The 14,960-nt window shown below is 58.7% G+C and carries 15 protein-coding genes; 4 read left to right on the top strand and 11 right to left on the bottom strand.

Annotated elements, in window-relative coordinates; translation table 11 throughout:
- Window positions 1-63: 63 nt before the first annotated feature.
- Genes V8N38_RS14710 through V8N38_RS14730 form a run of 5 tightly spaced genes read right to left on the bottom strand, consistent with a single transcriptional unit; the run spans window position 64 to window position 5,053 of the window.
- Window positions 64-735, bottom strand: coding sequence for an ABC transporter ATP-binding protein (locus V8N38_RS14710; RefSeq protein ID WP_070914674.1), 672 nt, complete (start codon window positions 733-735; stop codon window positions 64-66).
- Window positions 732-1,574 (bottom strand): ABC transporter ATP-binding protein, encoded by an 843-nt coding sequence (locus tag V8N38_RS14715; protein WP_147839842.1) that lies wholly within the window; start codon window positions 1,572-1,574, stop codon window positions 732-734. Before V8N38_RS14715 ends, V8N38_RS14710 begins: the two co-directional genes overlap by 4 nt.
- Window positions 1,564-2,433 carry an ABC transporter permease gene (locus tag V8N38_RS14720; protein ID WP_070914673.1) on the bottom strand — a complete coding sequence of 290 codons (870 nt, stop codon included), beginning with the start codon at window positions 2,431-2,433 and terminating at the stop codon, window positions 1,564-1,566. The genes V8N38_RS14715 and V8N38_RS14720 overlap by 11 nt, the downstream gene beginning before the upstream one ends.
- Entirely contained in the window at window positions 2,430-3,485 is a 1,056-nt protein-coding gene (locus V8N38_RS14725; protein WP_060439732.1) for an ABC transporter permease, read from the bottom strand. The genes V8N38_RS14720 and V8N38_RS14725 overlap by 4 nt, the downstream gene beginning before the upstream one ends.
- A complete protein-coding gene (locus V8N38_RS14730; RefSeq protein WP_049271726.1) occupies window positions 3,485-5,053 on the bottom strand; it encodes an ABC transporter substrate-binding protein in 1,569 nt (522 codons plus the stop codon). The genes V8N38_RS14725 and V8N38_RS14730 overlap by 1 nt, the downstream gene beginning before the upstream one ends.
- 279 nt (window positions 5,054-5,332) lie before the next feature.
- Here V8N38_RS14730 and V8N38_RS14735 point away from each other — a divergent pair, with 279 nt between their 5' ends.
- Together V8N38_RS14735 and V8N38_RS14740 are read left to right on the top strand one after the other, a co-directional pair.
- Window positions 5,333-5,980: a hypothetical protein gene (locus tag V8N38_RS14735; RefSeq protein WP_147839841.1), complete on the top strand. Its 648-nt coding sequence runs from the start codon at window positions 5,333-5,335 to the stop codon at window positions 5,978-5,980.
- Entirely contained in the window at window positions 5,970-6,161 is a 192-nt protein-coding gene (locus V8N38_RS14740) for a hypothetical protein (protein WP_033634949.1), read from the top strand. Before V8N38_RS14735 ends, V8N38_RS14740 begins: the two co-directional genes overlap by 11 nt.
- Before the next feature lie 42 nt (window positions 6,162-6,203).
- On the opposite strand, the gene cbl is transcribed toward V8N38_RS14740, so the two are convergent.
- From cbl to chaB, 3 genes are all read right to left on the bottom strand, one after another.
- On the bottom strand, window positions 6,204-7,157 hold the full coding sequence (gene cbl / locus V8N38_RS14745) for an HTH-type transcriptional regulator Cbl (RefSeq protein ID WP_033634950.1): 954 nt from the start codon (window positions 7,155-7,157) through the stop codon (window positions 6,204-6,206).
- 302 nt (window positions 7,158-7,459) lie between these two features.
- Entirely contained in the window at window positions 7,460-8,155 is a 696-nt protein-coding gene (locus V8N38_RS14750; RefSeq protein ID WP_049202018.1) for a gamma-glutamylcyclotransferase, read from the bottom strand.
- 249 nt (window positions 8,156-8,404) lie between these two features.
- A complete protein-coding gene (gene chaB / locus V8N38_RS14755; protein ID WP_049202016.1) occupies window positions 8,405-8,632 on the bottom strand; it encodes a putative cation transport regulator ChaB in 228 nt (75 codons plus the stop codon).
- A 130-nt stretch (window positions 8,633-8,762) separates the two neighbouring features.
- Between chaB and V8N38_RS14760 the strand changes: the two genes are divergently transcribed.
- Both V8N38_RS14760 and chaA read left to right on the top strand, forming a co-directional pair.
- Complete coding sequence (locus tag V8N38_RS14760; RefSeq protein WP_087763067.1) at window positions 8,763-9,581, top strand: siderophore-interacting protein; 819 nt, start codon at window positions 8,763-8,765, stop codon at window positions 9,579-9,581.
- 294 nt (window positions 9,582-9,875) lie between these two features.
- The gene (chaA, locus tag V8N38_RS14765; protein ID WP_060424093.1) at window positions 9,876-10,979 is read left to right on the top strand and encodes a sodium-potassium/proton antiporter ChaA; all 1,104 of its coding nucleotides are present in this window, start codon (window positions 9,876-9,878) and stop codon (window positions 10,977-10,979) included.
- 36 nt (window positions 10,980-11,015) lie between these two features.
- Here chaA and lpxO read toward each other — a convergent pair whose 3' ends face one another.
- From lpxO to efeB, 3 genes are all read right to left on the bottom strand, one after another.
- Window positions 11,016-11,918: a lipid A hydroxylase LpxO gene (lpxO, locus tag V8N38_RS14770; RefSeq protein ID WP_147839840.1), complete on the bottom strand. Its 903-nt coding sequence runs from the start codon at window positions 11,916-11,918 to the stop codon at window positions 11,016-11,018.
- A gap of 234 nt (window positions 11,919-12,152) precedes the next feature.
- Window positions 12,153-12,941, bottom strand: coding sequence for a phosphate starvation-inducible protein PhoH (gene phoH, locus V8N38_RS14775; RefSeq protein WP_015378226.1), 789 nt, complete (start codon window positions 12,939-12,941; stop codon window positions 12,153-12,155).
- Between the two features lie 718 nt (window positions 12,942-13,659).
- Entirely contained in the window at window positions 13,660-14,958 is a 1,299-nt protein-coding gene (gene efeB, locus V8N38_RS14780) for an iron uptake transporter deferrochelatase/peroxidase subunit (protein WP_100395645.1), read from the bottom strand.
- Window positions 14,959-14,960 lie beyond the last annotated feature (2 nt).

Below are 14,960 nucleotides of genomic sequence, written 5' to 3' on the forward strand. Positions count from 1 at the left end.
CGACGATAAATTGCTTTATTTATTACCAAGATGGATATGCCCGCCGCGTTGGCGGGCATAGGTTCAAACGATGATGCGGCCGTGCGCCATCGCCACCGAACGATCGCACATGTGGTCAATCACGTCCGCATCGTGGCTGACCAGCACCATAGTCAGATCGCCCGCCTGTTTCAGCTCGTTGAGCAGGTTGAGGATCTCCGCCTGCACCGACATGTCCAACGCCGAAGTCGGTTCGTCCAGCAACAGCAGCTTCGGCCGCAGCAACAATGCGCGCACGATCGCCACGCGCTGCCGCTGGCCGCCCGACAGCTGATGCGGGTAGCGATCCAGCAGGCGCGGATCCAACCCCACCTGGCGAAAGCCCGCGCTGATTTTACGTTCGATGTCGCTTTCCTTCAGCAGCTTGAGCGGCTCCGACAGCGTACGCAAAAGCCGGTGTTTGGGGTGTAGCGAAGCATAGGGATCTTGAAACACCATTTGCACCTCGCGCCGCAGTTCGCCGGTAAACGCCTGCCCCGGCTGCAGCCGCCGCCCCAGCAACTCAAAGTTGCCCTGCCAGCTGCCGTTCAGCCCGGCCAGCACCCACAGCAAAGAGGACTTGCCGCAGCCGGAAGGCCCAACCAGCCCGAAACACTCGCCCGATTCGATGCGCAGGTTAACCTCATGCACCACGGTGCGCAGTTCGTAGCCCTGGCGGTGACTGACGCTCAGGTTCTCCAGTGCAATCACGCTCATTTCAACGTCTCCAACAGCGCGCGATCCAGCACCGGCAGCGGTTTGCCGCGCGTCTCGCGGCTCGGCCGACACGCCCACAGCGTGCGGGTATAAGGGGGCGTGGCCTGCGCCAGCTCTGCCGCCGGCAGCTGATCCAACAGCTCACCTTTGTACATCACCAGTACCCGCTCGCAGTGGTGCGCCACCTGCTGCAAATCGTGGCTGATCAGGATCAGCCCCATATTGCGTTGCGCCACCAGATTGTCTATCAGCTGCAGCACCTGATCGCGCATCTGGTGATCCAGCGCCGAAGTCGGTTCGTCGGCAATCAACAGCTGCGGATCGTTGATCAGCGCAATGGCCAGCATCACCCGCTGCCCCATGCCGCCGGAGAGCTGATGCGGATAGCGGCGGCACAGCGCCGCCGGATCGGGCAAGCCCACCGCCGCCAGCATCTCCAGCACTTTTTCACGCCGCTCGGCGCGACTCAGCTTTGCATGCAGCACCAGCGGCTCCTCCACCTGACGGCCGATCGGCTGATTGGGATTCAACGCATGCTTGGGATCTTGCATCACCATCGCCACCCGGTCGCCGCGCAGCCGGCTCCACTGGTGCTCGCTCAGGCACGTTAAGTCTTCACCGCCCAACGTCAGGCGCTGCGCCTGCAGCTGTAACGGCGGCGGCAATAGCCCCATCAGCGCACGCGCGGTCAACGACTTGCCGGAGCCGGACTCACCGACCAGCGCCAGCCGCTCCCGCCCCATGCTGAACGAAATATTCTTCACCAGCGCCACCGGCTGTAGCCCCGGCACGCCGATCGCCAGGCGTTCGACGTTCAATAAGGTGTTATCAGTGCCCATGACGAGGATCCATTTTGTCGCGCAGGCCATCGCCCAGCAGGTTAAACGCCAGGCTGGCGAACAGGATCGCCCCGCCCGGCGCGGCGGCGACCCACCATTGGTCGAAAATCACTTTACTGCCTTCGGCCACCATCGAGCCCCATTCGGCGGTCGGCGGCGCGACGCCCATGCCGAGGAACCCCAGACCGGCAGCGGACAGGATGATGCCCCCCAGACTCAGCGCCGCGCGCACCACCGCACTCGGCAGGCACAGCGGTAAAATATGGCCGACCATCAGCCGCAGCCCGTTGATGCCCTGCATGCGCGCCGCCGCCAGATAGTCGCTGCGGCGCAGCGCCAGGGTTTCGGCCCGCGCCTGGCGGGCAAAGGCCGGCCAGCTGGTCAATGCCAGCGCCAGCGCGCCGTTCATCAGCCCCGGCCCCATGACCGCCACAAACGCCAGCGCGATCACCAGGCTCGGCAGCGACAAGAAAATGTCGGTCAGGCGCATCAAAATGCGCTCTACCCAGCCGCCAAGATAACCGGCGCCAATGCCGACCAGCAGGCCGATGGGTATGGTCAACACCAGAATCAGCGACACCAGAATCAGCGTCGGCCGCGCGCCGTAAATCACGCGGGAGAGCAAATCGCGGCCGAAGCCGTCGGTGCCCAGCCAATGTGCGGCGGAAGGCGGCAATAGCCGCAGCTCGATATGCTGCAGATTGGGATCGAAAGGCGCCAGCCACGGGGCCAGCAGCGCGGTGACGATCAAAATCGCCACCAGTGCCGCGCCCAGCGTCAGCGTGGTCAGGCGCCGACCGCGGCGGTAACCGACGACCGGCTCGCTTTGCGGTTCGTGTTCAGAGAGATATTGGCTCATCGGGTTCGCGGATCCACTAAATAGGTCAAGGCGTCGGCCAGCGCATTCAACAGCACGAAACAGGTGCCGATCAGCAACGTGGCGCCGAGGATCGCCGGCGTGTCAGCAGCAAACAGCGCCGAGGTCAGATAACGCCCGACGCCGGGCCAGGCGAACACCGTTTCGGTCAATACCGCCCCTTCCAGCAGGCTGGCATAGGAGAGAGACAGTACGGTGATCAGCGTGCCCAGTACGTTGGGAAACACATGGCGCAGCAGAATGCGCAGGCGCCCGGCCCCCTTGGAACGCGCCAGCGTCACGTATTCCTTGTTGCACTCTTCCAGCATCGCCGCGCGCAGCAATCGGGTAATGCCCGCCATCGACAGCAGCGCCAACGCCACGACCGGCAGCCACAGGTGGCCGATCGCGTTGTAGAACATTTCGCGATCGCCGGACAGCCAGCTGTCGATCAACACGAAACCGCTGCGCGGCTCCATGCTGTACAAGTAGATGTCGTCGAGCCGCCCCGGCCCCGCCGACCAGTGCAGCGTGGCATAGAACAGCAGCAGCCCGAGCAGGCTCAGCCAGAAAATCGGCACCGAATAACCGATCAGCGACAGCAGACGCGCCGCGTTATCCAGCCAGCTGCCCGGCCTGAGCACCGCCAGAAACGCCAGCGTAATGCCGCCGAGGGCGCCGAGGATAATGGCGCAGGTGGCCAGCTCCACCGTCGCCGGGAAGGTACGCAGCAGATCGCTCAACACCGGCTGGGCGGTGATGCGCGAAATGCCCAAATCGCCGTGCGCCAGGTGCACCAGATAACGCCAAAACTGCATCGGTAACGGCTGATCCAATCCCAGCTCGTGCCGCACCTGCGCATAGGTGGCTTCACTGGCGTGATCGCCCGCCACCTGCAGCGCCGGATCGATCGGCGCCAGGTGCGACAGCATGAAGGTGAACAGCAGCAGGCCAAGCAACGTCAGCGCCAGCGACAGCGCGCCGCCGAGCAGCCGCCCGCCCCAGCGCCAATACCGCCGGGCCGCCCCGGCGCTGGCGGACAGTTCAGCGGCCATTACTTGCTGACCTTGCTGTAGAACACCATGTCAGGGTTGATGCCCTGCACATAACCCTTGAGGTTGTCACGCACCGCGATCAGGCTGCGCGCCTGCAGGCCGATGACGAACGGCGAGCTTTGCTGCACCTGTTTTTGCAGTTGCTGGTAGTCGGCCACCCGTTTGGCGGTGTCGTTTTCCGCGGTGGCGGCCAGCGTCAGCTTGCTCAGCGCCGGGATCTGCCAGTTGGCGCGCCAGGCCAGCGTCTTGCTGCCGTCTTCCGGGTTGTAGGCGAAGGCTGCGGCATTGGTGTTAGGGTCGAAATAATCCGGCCCCCAGGAGGTCAGCGTCGCATCGTAGTTAAGCGCTTTCACCTTGGTAGAGACCTGCGAACTGATGCCCGGCACCAGTTCCACCTTCACGCCGCCCTGGGCAAAGCTGGCCTGCAGCGCCTGGGCGATATCCAGGTACGGCGGCTGGTTGTTGACGTCCAGACGGAAACTGACGTTGCTGAGCCCCGCTTTGGCCAGTATCTCTTTGGCTTTTTGCGGATTGAAGCTGTACGGCTGATCCTTGAGCGCCCCCAGATAACCGTCCGGCAGGAATGCCTGATGGCTCTGGAACTGCCCTTTCAGCAGATCGTCGGCGATGCCTTTGTAATCGAACAGCCAGCGCGCCGCCTCCCAGAACGCCGGATTGCCGAGCGCCGGTGACGCCTTGGCGTTGAACTGCAGGAAATAAAGCGAAGCGTAAGGAATCGCCAGGGGTTTGACGCCCGGCTTGCCCTTTAAGGCCGCCATCTGGTCTGCCCCCAGGTTGCGCGCGATATCGGCATCGCCCTGCTCGATCAGCAAGCGGCGCGCGGCCGGATCGGGCACGTTTTTGATCAGGATGGTTTTCAGCGTCGGCGCCCCTTCCGGCGAGCCTGGGTTGGCGTCCAGCACCACCACTTCGTGCGGCACATAGGTGCGGATTTTATAAGGGCCGCTGCCGGCGGAGTGGCTGTTCAACCATTGGTGCCCCAGATCGTCGCCCTGCTGGTGCGCCAGCGCCTCTTTGGCGTCGACGATCGACGATACCGGCGCCGACAGCAGGCTGAGCACGAAGGCCGGGCTGACGTTTTCACTCCAGCTGATTTTTACCTGGTGGTCATCCACTTTGCTCAGGTGTTGCTCCACGTTCTTCGCGTTCCAGCCCAGCTGCGTCAGGATAAACGACGGCTCCAGATTCAGTTTCACCACCCGCGAAAGCGAAAAGATCACGTCTTCCGGCCGCAGCGGATTGCCACTGGCGAACCTGGCGTCCGGGCGCAGGCTGAAAGTCAGGCTGCGATTGTCGGCGCCGGCCTGCCAGCTGCTGGCCAATGTCGGTTTCAGATCGATAGGGTTGTGCGGATCAGACTGGATCAGACGCTGATACAGGCTGTTGAACGACTGCACCGTGGTCAACTCAAATCCCTGGGCCGGGTCAAAGCTGACCACGTCATCGATAGACTGCGCGATCACCAGCGTGTTGGCCGGCGTCGCCGCCTGCGCGTTAACGCTGGCCGCCACGGCCAAAAACAGCAAAGAAGGAACGAGCGCTTTCATCTGAAACTCTCCAAGCAGATGGAATTTATAATAATTTCGCGAGTGTATGCGAGCACGATCGGCAGCTGAAGGTACTTAAATCACTATAGATATTCTTTTTATGTATATAGATGGGGTTTTGATTATTAGAGAGAGTATTGCACGCCAGATCGCACTCTCACGGCACCTGGCCGCAATGGATAACTGTCTTTGCGGCGCAGTTCGCAGCGGTGAAACGCGGGGTTTGAGTCTGTTTCATTGGGTGATTAACGTGAGCTCGGTCACCCAAGGGACGGGAAAATGGAAAACCATCCACCAGAAAATGGCGTCTCACACCGGCATGAGAGAGCGATAGAGCAAACACTGGCAGACATGAACAGCGTCCTGCTTGAGTCGGATCTGTTTATGACTCGTCTGACGGTACAAGACCGGCGCTGGCAAAAAGACAGAAAAAACGGGCATACGTTAAATTGGCGCTCTCTTTTTAAATATCATGCCCAAACGCCGATGAGTTTCGCTTTCGTCTATCGGCAAATGGCCAGCCCGCTGAGCCGCGCCGGCTTTTGCCTGTGCCGTTATCTCCAGGCAGAGAACGTTATCGAACTTGTCGCGTTGGAGAATTTCTCCCTGCGTGAAGCGCAACATCCCCTGAAAGGCAATATGCTGCGCAACTGCTTGCAGGTGCTGTATCTGTATGGCCTGAACCTGCAAGAGCAGAGGCTGACGCCGGTGCCTCCGCCGGACATACTTATCAGCCACGCAATCAATCACCGCGTGTTGGCGCTGTATACTCGTCAGGCCGCCTTTGAAGTAATACCCGGTACCATGACATGTAAAACCAGCTTCAACGCACTGAAAAAGTACATACAATCGCTGGAAAAGTACGGGGCCAAATGTGATAAGGTGCGTATAAATAACGAGCAGAAAGGAAGCCAAAATGGAAAATAAGGATCTGACCGACCCTACGCTCTCCATTCAAGAGCAAAAACGCATCGCCATCGAGATTTTGCGCCAACACCATCGCTGGGAGATGGCCAACCCGCGTCCGCCTGAAGAACTCCCGGAATGGGAAGCCATCGGCCCGTTCAGAAAAAGTAAACGTCACCTGATCGAACGTACCGACGACTAATCCCCCTTCCCCGTGGCAATCCGGCGGGGCCCAGCTGTCCGACTAAATCTGGTAGTCAATCACCGCATCCAGCTGCGACGAGAAGACCTTGTCCTTGATTTCGGTCAGCGACAGCGTCGGGTTGCACAGCTGGATAAAACGCCAGGCATAGTTGCGCTGCAGCTGGCTGCGTTTCAGGCCCAGCCATACCGTATTGGGTTCAAACAGGTGCTCGGCGTTGAGGCTCACCAACCCGCGATCGCGCTCTTTTTCATACGACATGTCCGCCAGCACACCCACGCCCAACCCCAGCTCGACGTAAGTTTTAATCACGTCGGAATCCTGCGCACTGAGCGCGATGTCCGGCGTCAGACCCGCCGCTTTGAACGCCGCATCCAGCTTCGCGCGCCCGGTAATCCCCTGACGGTAAGTGATCAGCGGCAAGGTACTGAGCATCTCCAGCGTCACCTGCGGCTGACGCGTCAACTCGTGCCCTTCCGGCACCAGAATGGTGTGATGCCAGCGATAGTAAGGGAACGCCGCCAGCGATTCGTCGCTCATCAGCCGTTCGCTGGCGATGCCGATATCGGCTTCGCCGGCGGCCAGCATAGAGACGATCTCCTCCGGGCTGCCCTGATTGAGCACCACCCGCACCCGCGGGTAAAGCGCGCGAAACTCTTTGATGACCCCCGGCAGGCTGTAGCGCGCCTGGGTATGCGTCGTCGCGATATGCAGCTGCCCCGAATCGTTGCTACTGAAGACGTCCGCCAGGCGACGGATGTTATTGGCGTCGTTGAGAATGCGTTCCGCTACCACCAGCAGCTCTTTGCCGGGTTCGGTCATGCCCAGCAGCCGCTTGCCGCGACGAATGAATATTTCAATGCCCAGCTCTTCTTCCAGCTCGCGAATATGCCGGCTGACGCCGGACTGCGAAGTAAATAAGGTATTGGCGACCTCGGTCAGGTTGTAGTTGCAGCGCGCCGATTCGCGAATAATTTTTAATTGTTGAAAGTTCATCCCCGTCTCCCTGTTTCTTGCGGTAGCGTTTGCCATATTGATACGGAGTCCTGCGGGGCTGAACAAATAAGAAATAGCCTTTAGTTATGCAATTTAATACTAAGTGAATTATTTATCGTTACTCTTGGGGGATGACGACGGGGGAAAATGATGAATGGCTTTAAAAATAACGAGATAAATAACCACACAAAGAAAGCGCCTTAGATAATCATGCAGAATAAAGTTATTAAATAGAGGTATTAGATATATGAAAAAGGGCTCAGCGTGCTGAGCCCTTCACTGTTTGCCACCCTGCCAACGCCTCAGGCCGTGGCCTCCGCCCCGAAAGCGCCGGGCCGGTTCTGCTGCAACCATTGCTGTACATAGCGCACCAGATCGCCGATGCAATCATCCTGCATGCCGTGGTGCTTCAGCTCGTTATCCAGCGCAAACAGGTATTGCGCGTTGGTGCCCAGCGGGCCGCTGGCGCTGGCGATCAATGGCGCGATCACCTGGTGGCTGGTGTCTGCTTCAAACAGCGGGTGCTGCGCGTTCATCACGAACACCAGCGCAGTGACAACCTCACCGCCCTCAAGCTGCAGCTCACACCAGGTCGGCACGTAGCAATCGGTGATCATTTCGCGCTTCCACAGCAGCTCCAGCTCTTCGCGCAGCTTGCTTTCCGGCAGACGGAAGGCCAATCCGGTGGTCTGGCCGCCCTCTTTCAGCGCCAGCATGCGCCCCGGCTGATGCAGCGTGCCGCGCCCGGCGGTCAAGCGCATGCAGAACGCCCGGTGCCAGCCCTGCAGCATGGCAGGCCGCACTTCTTCCGATTCAAAAACCGGGTTCCACATCAGCGAACCGTAACCGAATACCCAAACCGGGCTGTGATCCGGCCGGCGCGATAACGTGCAATCCAACGAGGCTGCGCGCTGTTCAGGCGTCAGCAACAGCGACTCCTCAATAGCGCCGAATGCGGTTTTGCAATCCGCTTTTTGCAGAAAATCTCGCGTTAACACTGTTACAACCTCCCGGGAATACGATTTCTCGTCCTCCCTCGCCACTACTGAACCTTTGCAATTTTATTTTTAGGTGCGGAATTTTATTAATTCAATAACCGCGCCGATTAATAATGAACATATTCTTTTCCCGCCGCGCAATCAAGTTGCAAAGCGGTGTTAACGTGGAAAAGTATTTGTACTGAGCAGCAATAATATTAATTGCCGGGTTAGCATAACGTCTGCGCGATTTTATCAGGCCATAAAGCGTTACTTTTTGTGCCAACGCTCATCGTCGCCCTTGCGATAGCTTTGCTTGACCGCCGCCCAGGCCACCTTGTGCGCCGTCTCCTCCCGGCTGTCGTCACCGCGTCGGTCTTCAGGATCCCGGTATTGTTGCCAGGCGCTGTTGAACGCTTCTTTATAGATCGCCTGAGCATGGGCCGGCAGCACATGCTTCACATTGTCCGGCAAGTCGTTCGTGTCTTGGTATGGCATCACGTCCTCCCGTGCGTATTCCGTGAACCTTAAGCCTAGCTCACACGCCGTTGCGCCTCAATGAGCAAACAATTCTCATTATCAAACGGCATGATATACTCACCGCCAAACGAACTATAAGGAGATCCCCGTGACTACCGAAGCCCCTCGCTCACGCGCCCCCTACCTGATCGCCGTCAGCGCCGTACAGGACATTACGCCGCACCTGCGCCGCATCACCTTTACCGCACCCGATCTGCGCTACTACCCGGCCAACGCCGCCGCTGCGCACATCAAGGTCTTTTTGCCGCTCGCCGGCCAAACCCAGCCGGATCTGCCGACGCTGACCGAAAACGGCCCCCGCTGGGCGGCGGACGCCGTGCGCCCGATCGTGCGTACCTATTCCATTCGCGCCGTGCGCCCGGAACAGGCGGAGGTGGACATCGAGTTCGCGATCCACGATCACCAGGGCCCGGCGGTCGACTTTGCGCGCCAGGCGAAGGCCGGCGATAAAATCGGCATCAGCAACCCGGGTGGCCCCAAACCGATGTTGCCGGCGGCCGATTTCTACTGCCTGGCGGGCGATCCCTCCTCACTGCCTGCGCTGGCCGCGCTGCTGGAGAATCTGCCGCCGCACAGCGCCGGGCGCGCTTTCGTCCGCGTCGACAGCACCGCCGACGTGATTGATCTGAGAAAACCGGCCGGCGTTGAGGTGAATTGGATCGTTGGCGGCACGGAGAACACCGACGACCTGATCGCCCGTTTCCGCGCACAATCCCTGCCGCAGGGCGAAACGCACTTCTGGCTCGCCGGTGAAGATCGCCTGGTGGTAGAACTGCGCCGTTACCTGCGCCGTGAACGTCAATGCGATCGTAATCGTCTTTATGCCGTACCTTACTGGCGTGAGGGGCTAAATGAAGAGGGTTACCACAATAAACGGCATGAAATCATGGATAATATTGACGACTAACGGCTGTATTTTCCTTTATTAACCGCATGCTAAATAAGTAAACACGACTTTTCTCATATCTAACGTTAAAAATTGGCGTTATTGCGTAAAAGTAAGTAAATAAAACCGCACCCCGTGCGGTTTTTTTGTTACCCTGATCACATAAAGCAAGCAATTGCTTTCTCAGATAAAAACAACATCACACCGGCGCCGTGGGTGTATCCTAATATAAAATACCTACTGGAAACGCAGAGTTGCCGCATCACGGCAACCGGCGCTGACGGGCTACGCTGTTTGAGAAGGAGTGCCACCCTCATGAAGTCGCAACACGATCCTGGCCGATCCACCAAATCTCGCCACACCGAATACTCGCTGATCTTCCCCATCGCCGCGCTGGTGGTGTTGAATCTGTGGAGCAGCACCACTTACTTTCCGCTGATCGTCGGCATCAATATTCTCGCGCTGGTGGGGATCCTCAGCAGCGCCTTCAGCGTGGTGCGCCATGCCGACGTGCTCGCCCACCGTTTGGGGGAACCCTACGGCTCGCTGATCCTCAGCCTGTCGGTGGTGATCCTCGAGGTCAGCCTGATCTCGGCGCTGATGGCCACCGGCGACGCCGCGCCGGCGCTGATGCGCGACACGCTGTATTCCATCATCATGATCGTTTCCGCCGGCCTGGTCGGTTTCGCGCTGCTGCTCGGCGGGCGCAAGTTCGCCACCCAGTACGTCAACCTGGGCGGCATTAAACAGTATCTAATGGCAATTTTCCCGCTGGCGGTGATCGTGCTGGTGTTCCCGAGCGCGCTGCCGGGCGGTAACTTCAGCACCGGGCAGGCGCTGTTGGTGGCGCTGATCTCCGCCGCCATGTATGGCGTGTTCCTGGTGATCCAGACCAAAACCCACCAGAGCCTGTTCGTGTATGAGCATGAAGACGACGATGGCGACCCGCATCACGGCAAGCCCTCTTCGCACAGCAGCGCCTGGCATGCCGCTTGGCTCGTCGTGCACCTGATCGCGGTTATCGCCGTCACCAAGTTCAACGCCAATCCGCTGGAAGGCCTGCTGACCAAGATGAATGCGCCGGCGCAGTTTACCGGTTTCCTGGTGGCGCTGCTGATCCTGTCGCCTGAAGGGCTGGGCGCGCTGCGCGCCGTGTTGAACAATCAGGTGCAACGCGCCATGAACCTGTTCTTCGGTTCGGTGTTGGCGACCATCTCCCTGACGGTACCGGCGGTCACCATCATCGCCACCCTAACCGGGCAGACGCTGATCTTCGGGCTGCAAACGCCGCATATCGTGGTGATGCTGACGGTGTTGCTGCTGTGCCAGCTGTCGTTCTCGACCGGCCGCACCAACGTGCTGAACGGCACCGCCCACCTGGCGCTGTTCGCCGCCTACATGATGACTATCTTCGCCTGATCAAAAAGGGGCACACACCGTGCGCCCCTGTCTTCGTTATACCGAGAAGAATATCGCCGCGGCGATCCCCCCGAACAAAATCCACTTGATGATGTAATAACCGGTGCGGTTCCAGGCCTTCAGGCGTTTCCCCACCCGGCGTATCGCATAGATGTATTTGAACATCTTGTTGACGCCGCCGGTGCGATCGCCCTCTTCGTTCGGCGCGGTGGCGGCGCTCATCAGATTGCGCCCCAGCCAGTGGTTCACCACCTGCGCCCAGCGGTAGCGCATCGGCCGTTCGATGTCGCAGAACAGGATCAGACGATTCTGCCCGCTCTGATTTTCCGCGTAGTGCAGGTAAGTTTCATCGAACATCACGCCTTCACCGTCGCGCCAGCTGTAGCGCTCGCCGTCCACCTCGATGAAGCAGCGGTCATCGTTGGGGGTAATCAGCCCCAGGTGATAACGCAGCGAACCGGCGTAAGGATCGCGGTGGCGCGGCAAACGGCTGCCGTCCGGCAGTTCGGCGAACATCGCCGCCTTGACCGAAGGCAGGCTGCGCAGCAGTTCCGTGGTCTGCGGGCACAGGGTCATGGCGGAAGGATGGCTGTCCTCATACCATTTCAGATAAAAGCGTTTCCAGCCGGTCTTGAAGAACGAGTTGAACCCGGCGTCGTTGAATTGATCGGACGCTTTGATCTGCTGGATCTCCATCAGCTTCTGTCCTTCGTCGCGGATGGTTTCCCAATTCTCCCGCAGTACCGCCAGCTCAGGGAACTGCTCCGGCTTCAGGTACGGCGTGGTCGGCACGCGGGAAAACAGGTACATAAAGACGTTCAGCGGTGCGGTAAAGGTGGAATGGTCAGACAGCTGTCGCCACACGTTGTAGCGAACCCGCCCGCGGTAATGCACATAGACGACGCATAAAATAAGCAAAATCAGAATGATATATTTCATGTTTGAATCGCATCAAGGAACTCACGCTCAATGCGCCGCGCGGCGCACACCCCAGATAGTGTCCTTTTGGCGGCGCACGCAAGTTGCGCGCCAATCTGGAACCCATTAATCATTAACGCTAACTCAACGAAAATCTATACAAAAAACCACAATAATTTACACAAAGGTTAAACGAGAGGGGAAATTACGGAGATAAAAAAGGCCGCCGAAGCGGCCTTTCCATTAGCGGATAGGTTAACTGTAAGCGTTGAGCGTGCGCTGGCACAAAGCAGAGCGCACACAGTCCTGTTTCTCAAAGCGGATAACGCCAATCATCTCGTCCTCTTCGAAGCGCTCCAGCGCGTCGCTGAGGCCGGATTTCACGCCGCGCGGCAAGTCGCACTGGGTCACGTCGCCGTTGACGATAACCGTCACGTTTTCTCCCAGGCGGGTCAGGAACATTTTCATCTGGCTGGCGGTCACGTTCTGGGCTTCATCCAGGATAACGACCGCATTTTCGAAGGTGCGTCCGCGCATATAAGCGAACGGCGCAATCTCTACCTTGCCGATTTCCGGGCGCAGGCAGTACTGCATAAAGGAAGAGCCTAAACGGCGCACCAGAATGTCATACACCGGGCGGAAATAAGGCGCGAATTTCTCGGAGATATCACCCGGCAAGAAGCCAAGGTCTTCATCCGCCTGCAAAACAGGACGGGTAACGATAATCCGATCCACCTCTTTATGGATCAGCGCCTCCGCCGCCTTGGCGGCGCTGATGAATGTTTTGCCACAGCCGGCTTCGCCGGTGGCGAAGATCAGCTGCTTATTCTCTATGGCTGATAAGTAATGACCCTGAGCTTCGGTTCTAGCCTCGATGGGTGAGCTATCGCGCTTGTCTCGCGCCATGCCGATAGACTCGACTCCCCCCATTTGCACCAGCGAGGTCACAGACTCTTCTTCCAGCTGGCGATGACTACGAGCGTCACGACGAATAACGCGTTTCGCTTCACGACGTGCTTTGATCACTGCTTTCTGTCTACCCATAGTGGCACCTTACAGTTTGTTTCACCTACCGCAACGGCCAGGCCGCGCGATTATGTTTCACACACGTATTAGGTTTTGGCCTCCTCCGAGCCAATAAGAGCCAAGGGACAAGGTGAATCGACGGCAACGCTTAAGCGCCGTGTCTTCACGGGACAACGCGGACTGCATTAAAAAACGTGGAGTAAAAAGTGATGAGATTCGATAGCGATAAGAGTGCGGGGTTGCCGGTAAAAGAGAGTCGGAGAGAGAACCCTCGTTACAACGAGAAATCAGGGGAGATGTGTTATTTTTTCTTTCCAGCCCAACCAAGGACTTTACCATTAGCGATCCCCGCAGTGATATTTACAGCTTCAAGCTGTGCACCGTGTGAAAACTACCGCCAGATGATTACAGTATAATGACATTCAATCCTGCCGCGTTACTAAAATGTAAAAAAATTTTATATCTTTTGTTTTCAGTTAGCGCAAAAACACTATATCACGCTCGGCGCGTCATTCCAGAAAAATTTTTATCCTATTAATATCAATTAATTACAATTAAAAGCCGCGAATGACACTTTAGTTTCTCGATTAAAATTTGCACACCCCAAAGTCGGCGGGCCCTTCAGATTTTTTAATCCGCAGGCGACGGATTGAATTGAACTCCGTCGCTTAATGTCCAGCACAATAGGCAAGCCAACGTAAAACGAGGCGGAAGATCCCGCCTCGTTATTGCGTGCTCAGGCCTTGAGCAGGCCGCTGGCCAAATAGTCGCCGCCCTCTTTCACCCCCGGCAATACGAAGAAGTATCCGCCGCCGATCGGCTTGATGTATTCTTCCAGCGCTTCGCCGTTGAGCCTTTTTTGCACCGTCAGGAATCCTTTTTCCAGATCGGCCTGATAGCAGACGAACAGCAGCCCCATTTCCAGCTGCCCGGCATTGGAAACGCCAAGGGAATAGCTGTAGCCACGTCGCAACATAAGGTTACTTTGGCTTTCCGGCGTGCGGGGGTTAGCCAACCGGATGTGCGCGTCCATCGGGATCACCTTGCCGTCGGGATCGTTCGCGTAGTTCGGCTCGTCATGTTCATGCTTCATGCCGAGCGGCGCGCCGCTGTGCTTTTCGCGGCCGAAAATGGTTTCCTGCTCCTGCAGCGGCGTGCGATCCCAAAACTCCACGCGGAAGCGAATAATACGCGCCGCCTGGTAGCTGCCGCCCGCCGTCCACGCCGGCTCGCCGACGTTGTCGCCGACCCACACCACCTTATCCATCAGCGGTTTGTCGTCGGTTTTCGGGTTGGCGGTGCCGTCTTTGAAGCCCAGCAGGTTGATCGGCGTCTCTTTGCCTTTGCTGCGCGCCGCATGCGCGGAGATAAACCCTTCGCGCTTCCAGCGCACGCTGAGCAGATCCGGCGAATGCTTGATGATGTCGCGCAGTGCGTGGATCACCGTTTCATTGGTGTTGGCGCAGATCTGCAGCAGCAGATCGCCGTGGCAAAGCCCGGCGTCCAGCGCATCGTTGGGGAAGCGGGTCATTTTCTGCAACCGCAGCGGCTTTTGCGCCTGCAGGCCAAAGCGTTCGTCGAACAGCGATGCGCCGATCGAGACGGTGATGGTCAGGTTGTCCGGGTAAATCTCCGGCCCCATGATCCCCGAATCGAGCGGCGGCAATTTGGCGTCCACCTCCGGCGCCTTGCCGCCGTGGGTCAGGAACGCGATGCGGTCGGTCAACAGCCGGAACAGGCGCTCCAGATCCGCTTTGCTGGTCGCCAGCACGTCGAACGCCACCAGCATCATCGCCGCCTGTTGCGGGGTCAGCACCCCGGCCTGATGGCGGCCATAAAACGGCTGTTTCTGCCAGCGCTCATCCTGCGGCGCCGCCAACGGCTCCGCCGCTTTGTCCGCCGCCTGCACCAGGCGGCTGCCGCCCAGCGCCAGCGCGCTCAGCCCCAGCCCCTGCAGCAAACGGCGGCGTGAAGGGGATGCCGCCTCCTGAGAGTGCGGGTGAGGCCCGTTATTCGGGCCTGCCTTGTTGCTCATAA

The sequence above is a fragment of the Serratia nevei genome (assembly GCF_037948395.1).
Classification (GTDB): Bacteria; Pseudomonadota; Gammaproteobacteria; order Enterobacterales; family Enterobacteriaceae; genus Serratia; species Serratia nevei.

Excerpts from the sequence above, each read along its gene's own strand:
- chaA (WP_060424093.1), top strand. The coding sequence starts at position 9,876 with ATGAAGTCGCAACACGATCCTGGCCGATCCACCAAATCTCGCCACACC.
- phoH (WP_015378226.1), bottom strand. The coding sequence starts at position 12,941 with ATGGGTAGACAGAAAGCAGTGATCAAAGCACGTCGTGAAGCGAAACGC.
- efeB (WP_100395645.1), bottom strand. The coding sequence starts at position 14,958 with ATGAGCAACAAGGCAGGCCCGAATAACGGGCCTCACCCGCACTCTCAG.
- V8N38_RS14735 (WP_147839841.1), top strand. The coding sequence starts at position 5,333 with ATGGAAAACCATCCACCAGAAAATGGCGTCTCACACCGGCATGAGAGA.
- V8N38_RS14725 (WP_060439732.1), bottom strand. The coding sequence starts at position 3,485 with ATGGCCGCTGAACTGTCCGCCAGCGCCGGGGCGGCCCGGCGGTATTGG.
- V8N38_RS14730 (WP_049271726.1), bottom strand. The coding sequence starts at position 5,053 with ATGAAAGCGCTCGTTCCTTCTTTGCTGTTTTTGGCCGTGGCGGCCAGC.
- V8N38_RS14710 (WP_070914674.1), bottom strand. The coding sequence starts at position 735 with ATGAGCGTGATTGCACTGGAGAACCTGAGCGTCAGTCACCGCCAGGGC.
- V8N38_RS14715 (WP_147839842.1), bottom strand. The coding sequence starts at position 1,574 with ATGGGCACTGATAACACCTTATTGAACGTCGAACGCCTGGCGATCGGC.
- cbl (WP_033634950.1), bottom strand. The coding sequence starts at position 7,157 with ATGAACTTTCAACAATTAAAAATTATTCGCGAATCGGCGCGCTGCAAC.
- chaB (WP_049202016.1), bottom strand. The coding sequence starts at position 8,632 with ATGCCATACCAAGACACGAACGACTTGCCGGACAATGTGAAGCATGTG.
- V8N38_RS14740 (WP_033634949.1), top strand. The coding sequence starts at position 5,970 with ATGGAAAATAAGGATCTGACCGACCCTACGCTCTCCATTCAAGAGCAA.
- V8N38_RS14720 (WP_070914673.1), bottom strand. The coding sequence starts at position 2,433 with ATGAGCCAATATCTCTCTGAACACGAACCGCAAAGCGAGCCGGTCGTC.
- lpxO (WP_147839840.1), bottom strand. The coding sequence starts at position 11,918 with ATGAAATATATCATTCTGATTTTGCTTATTTTATGCGTCGTCTATGTG.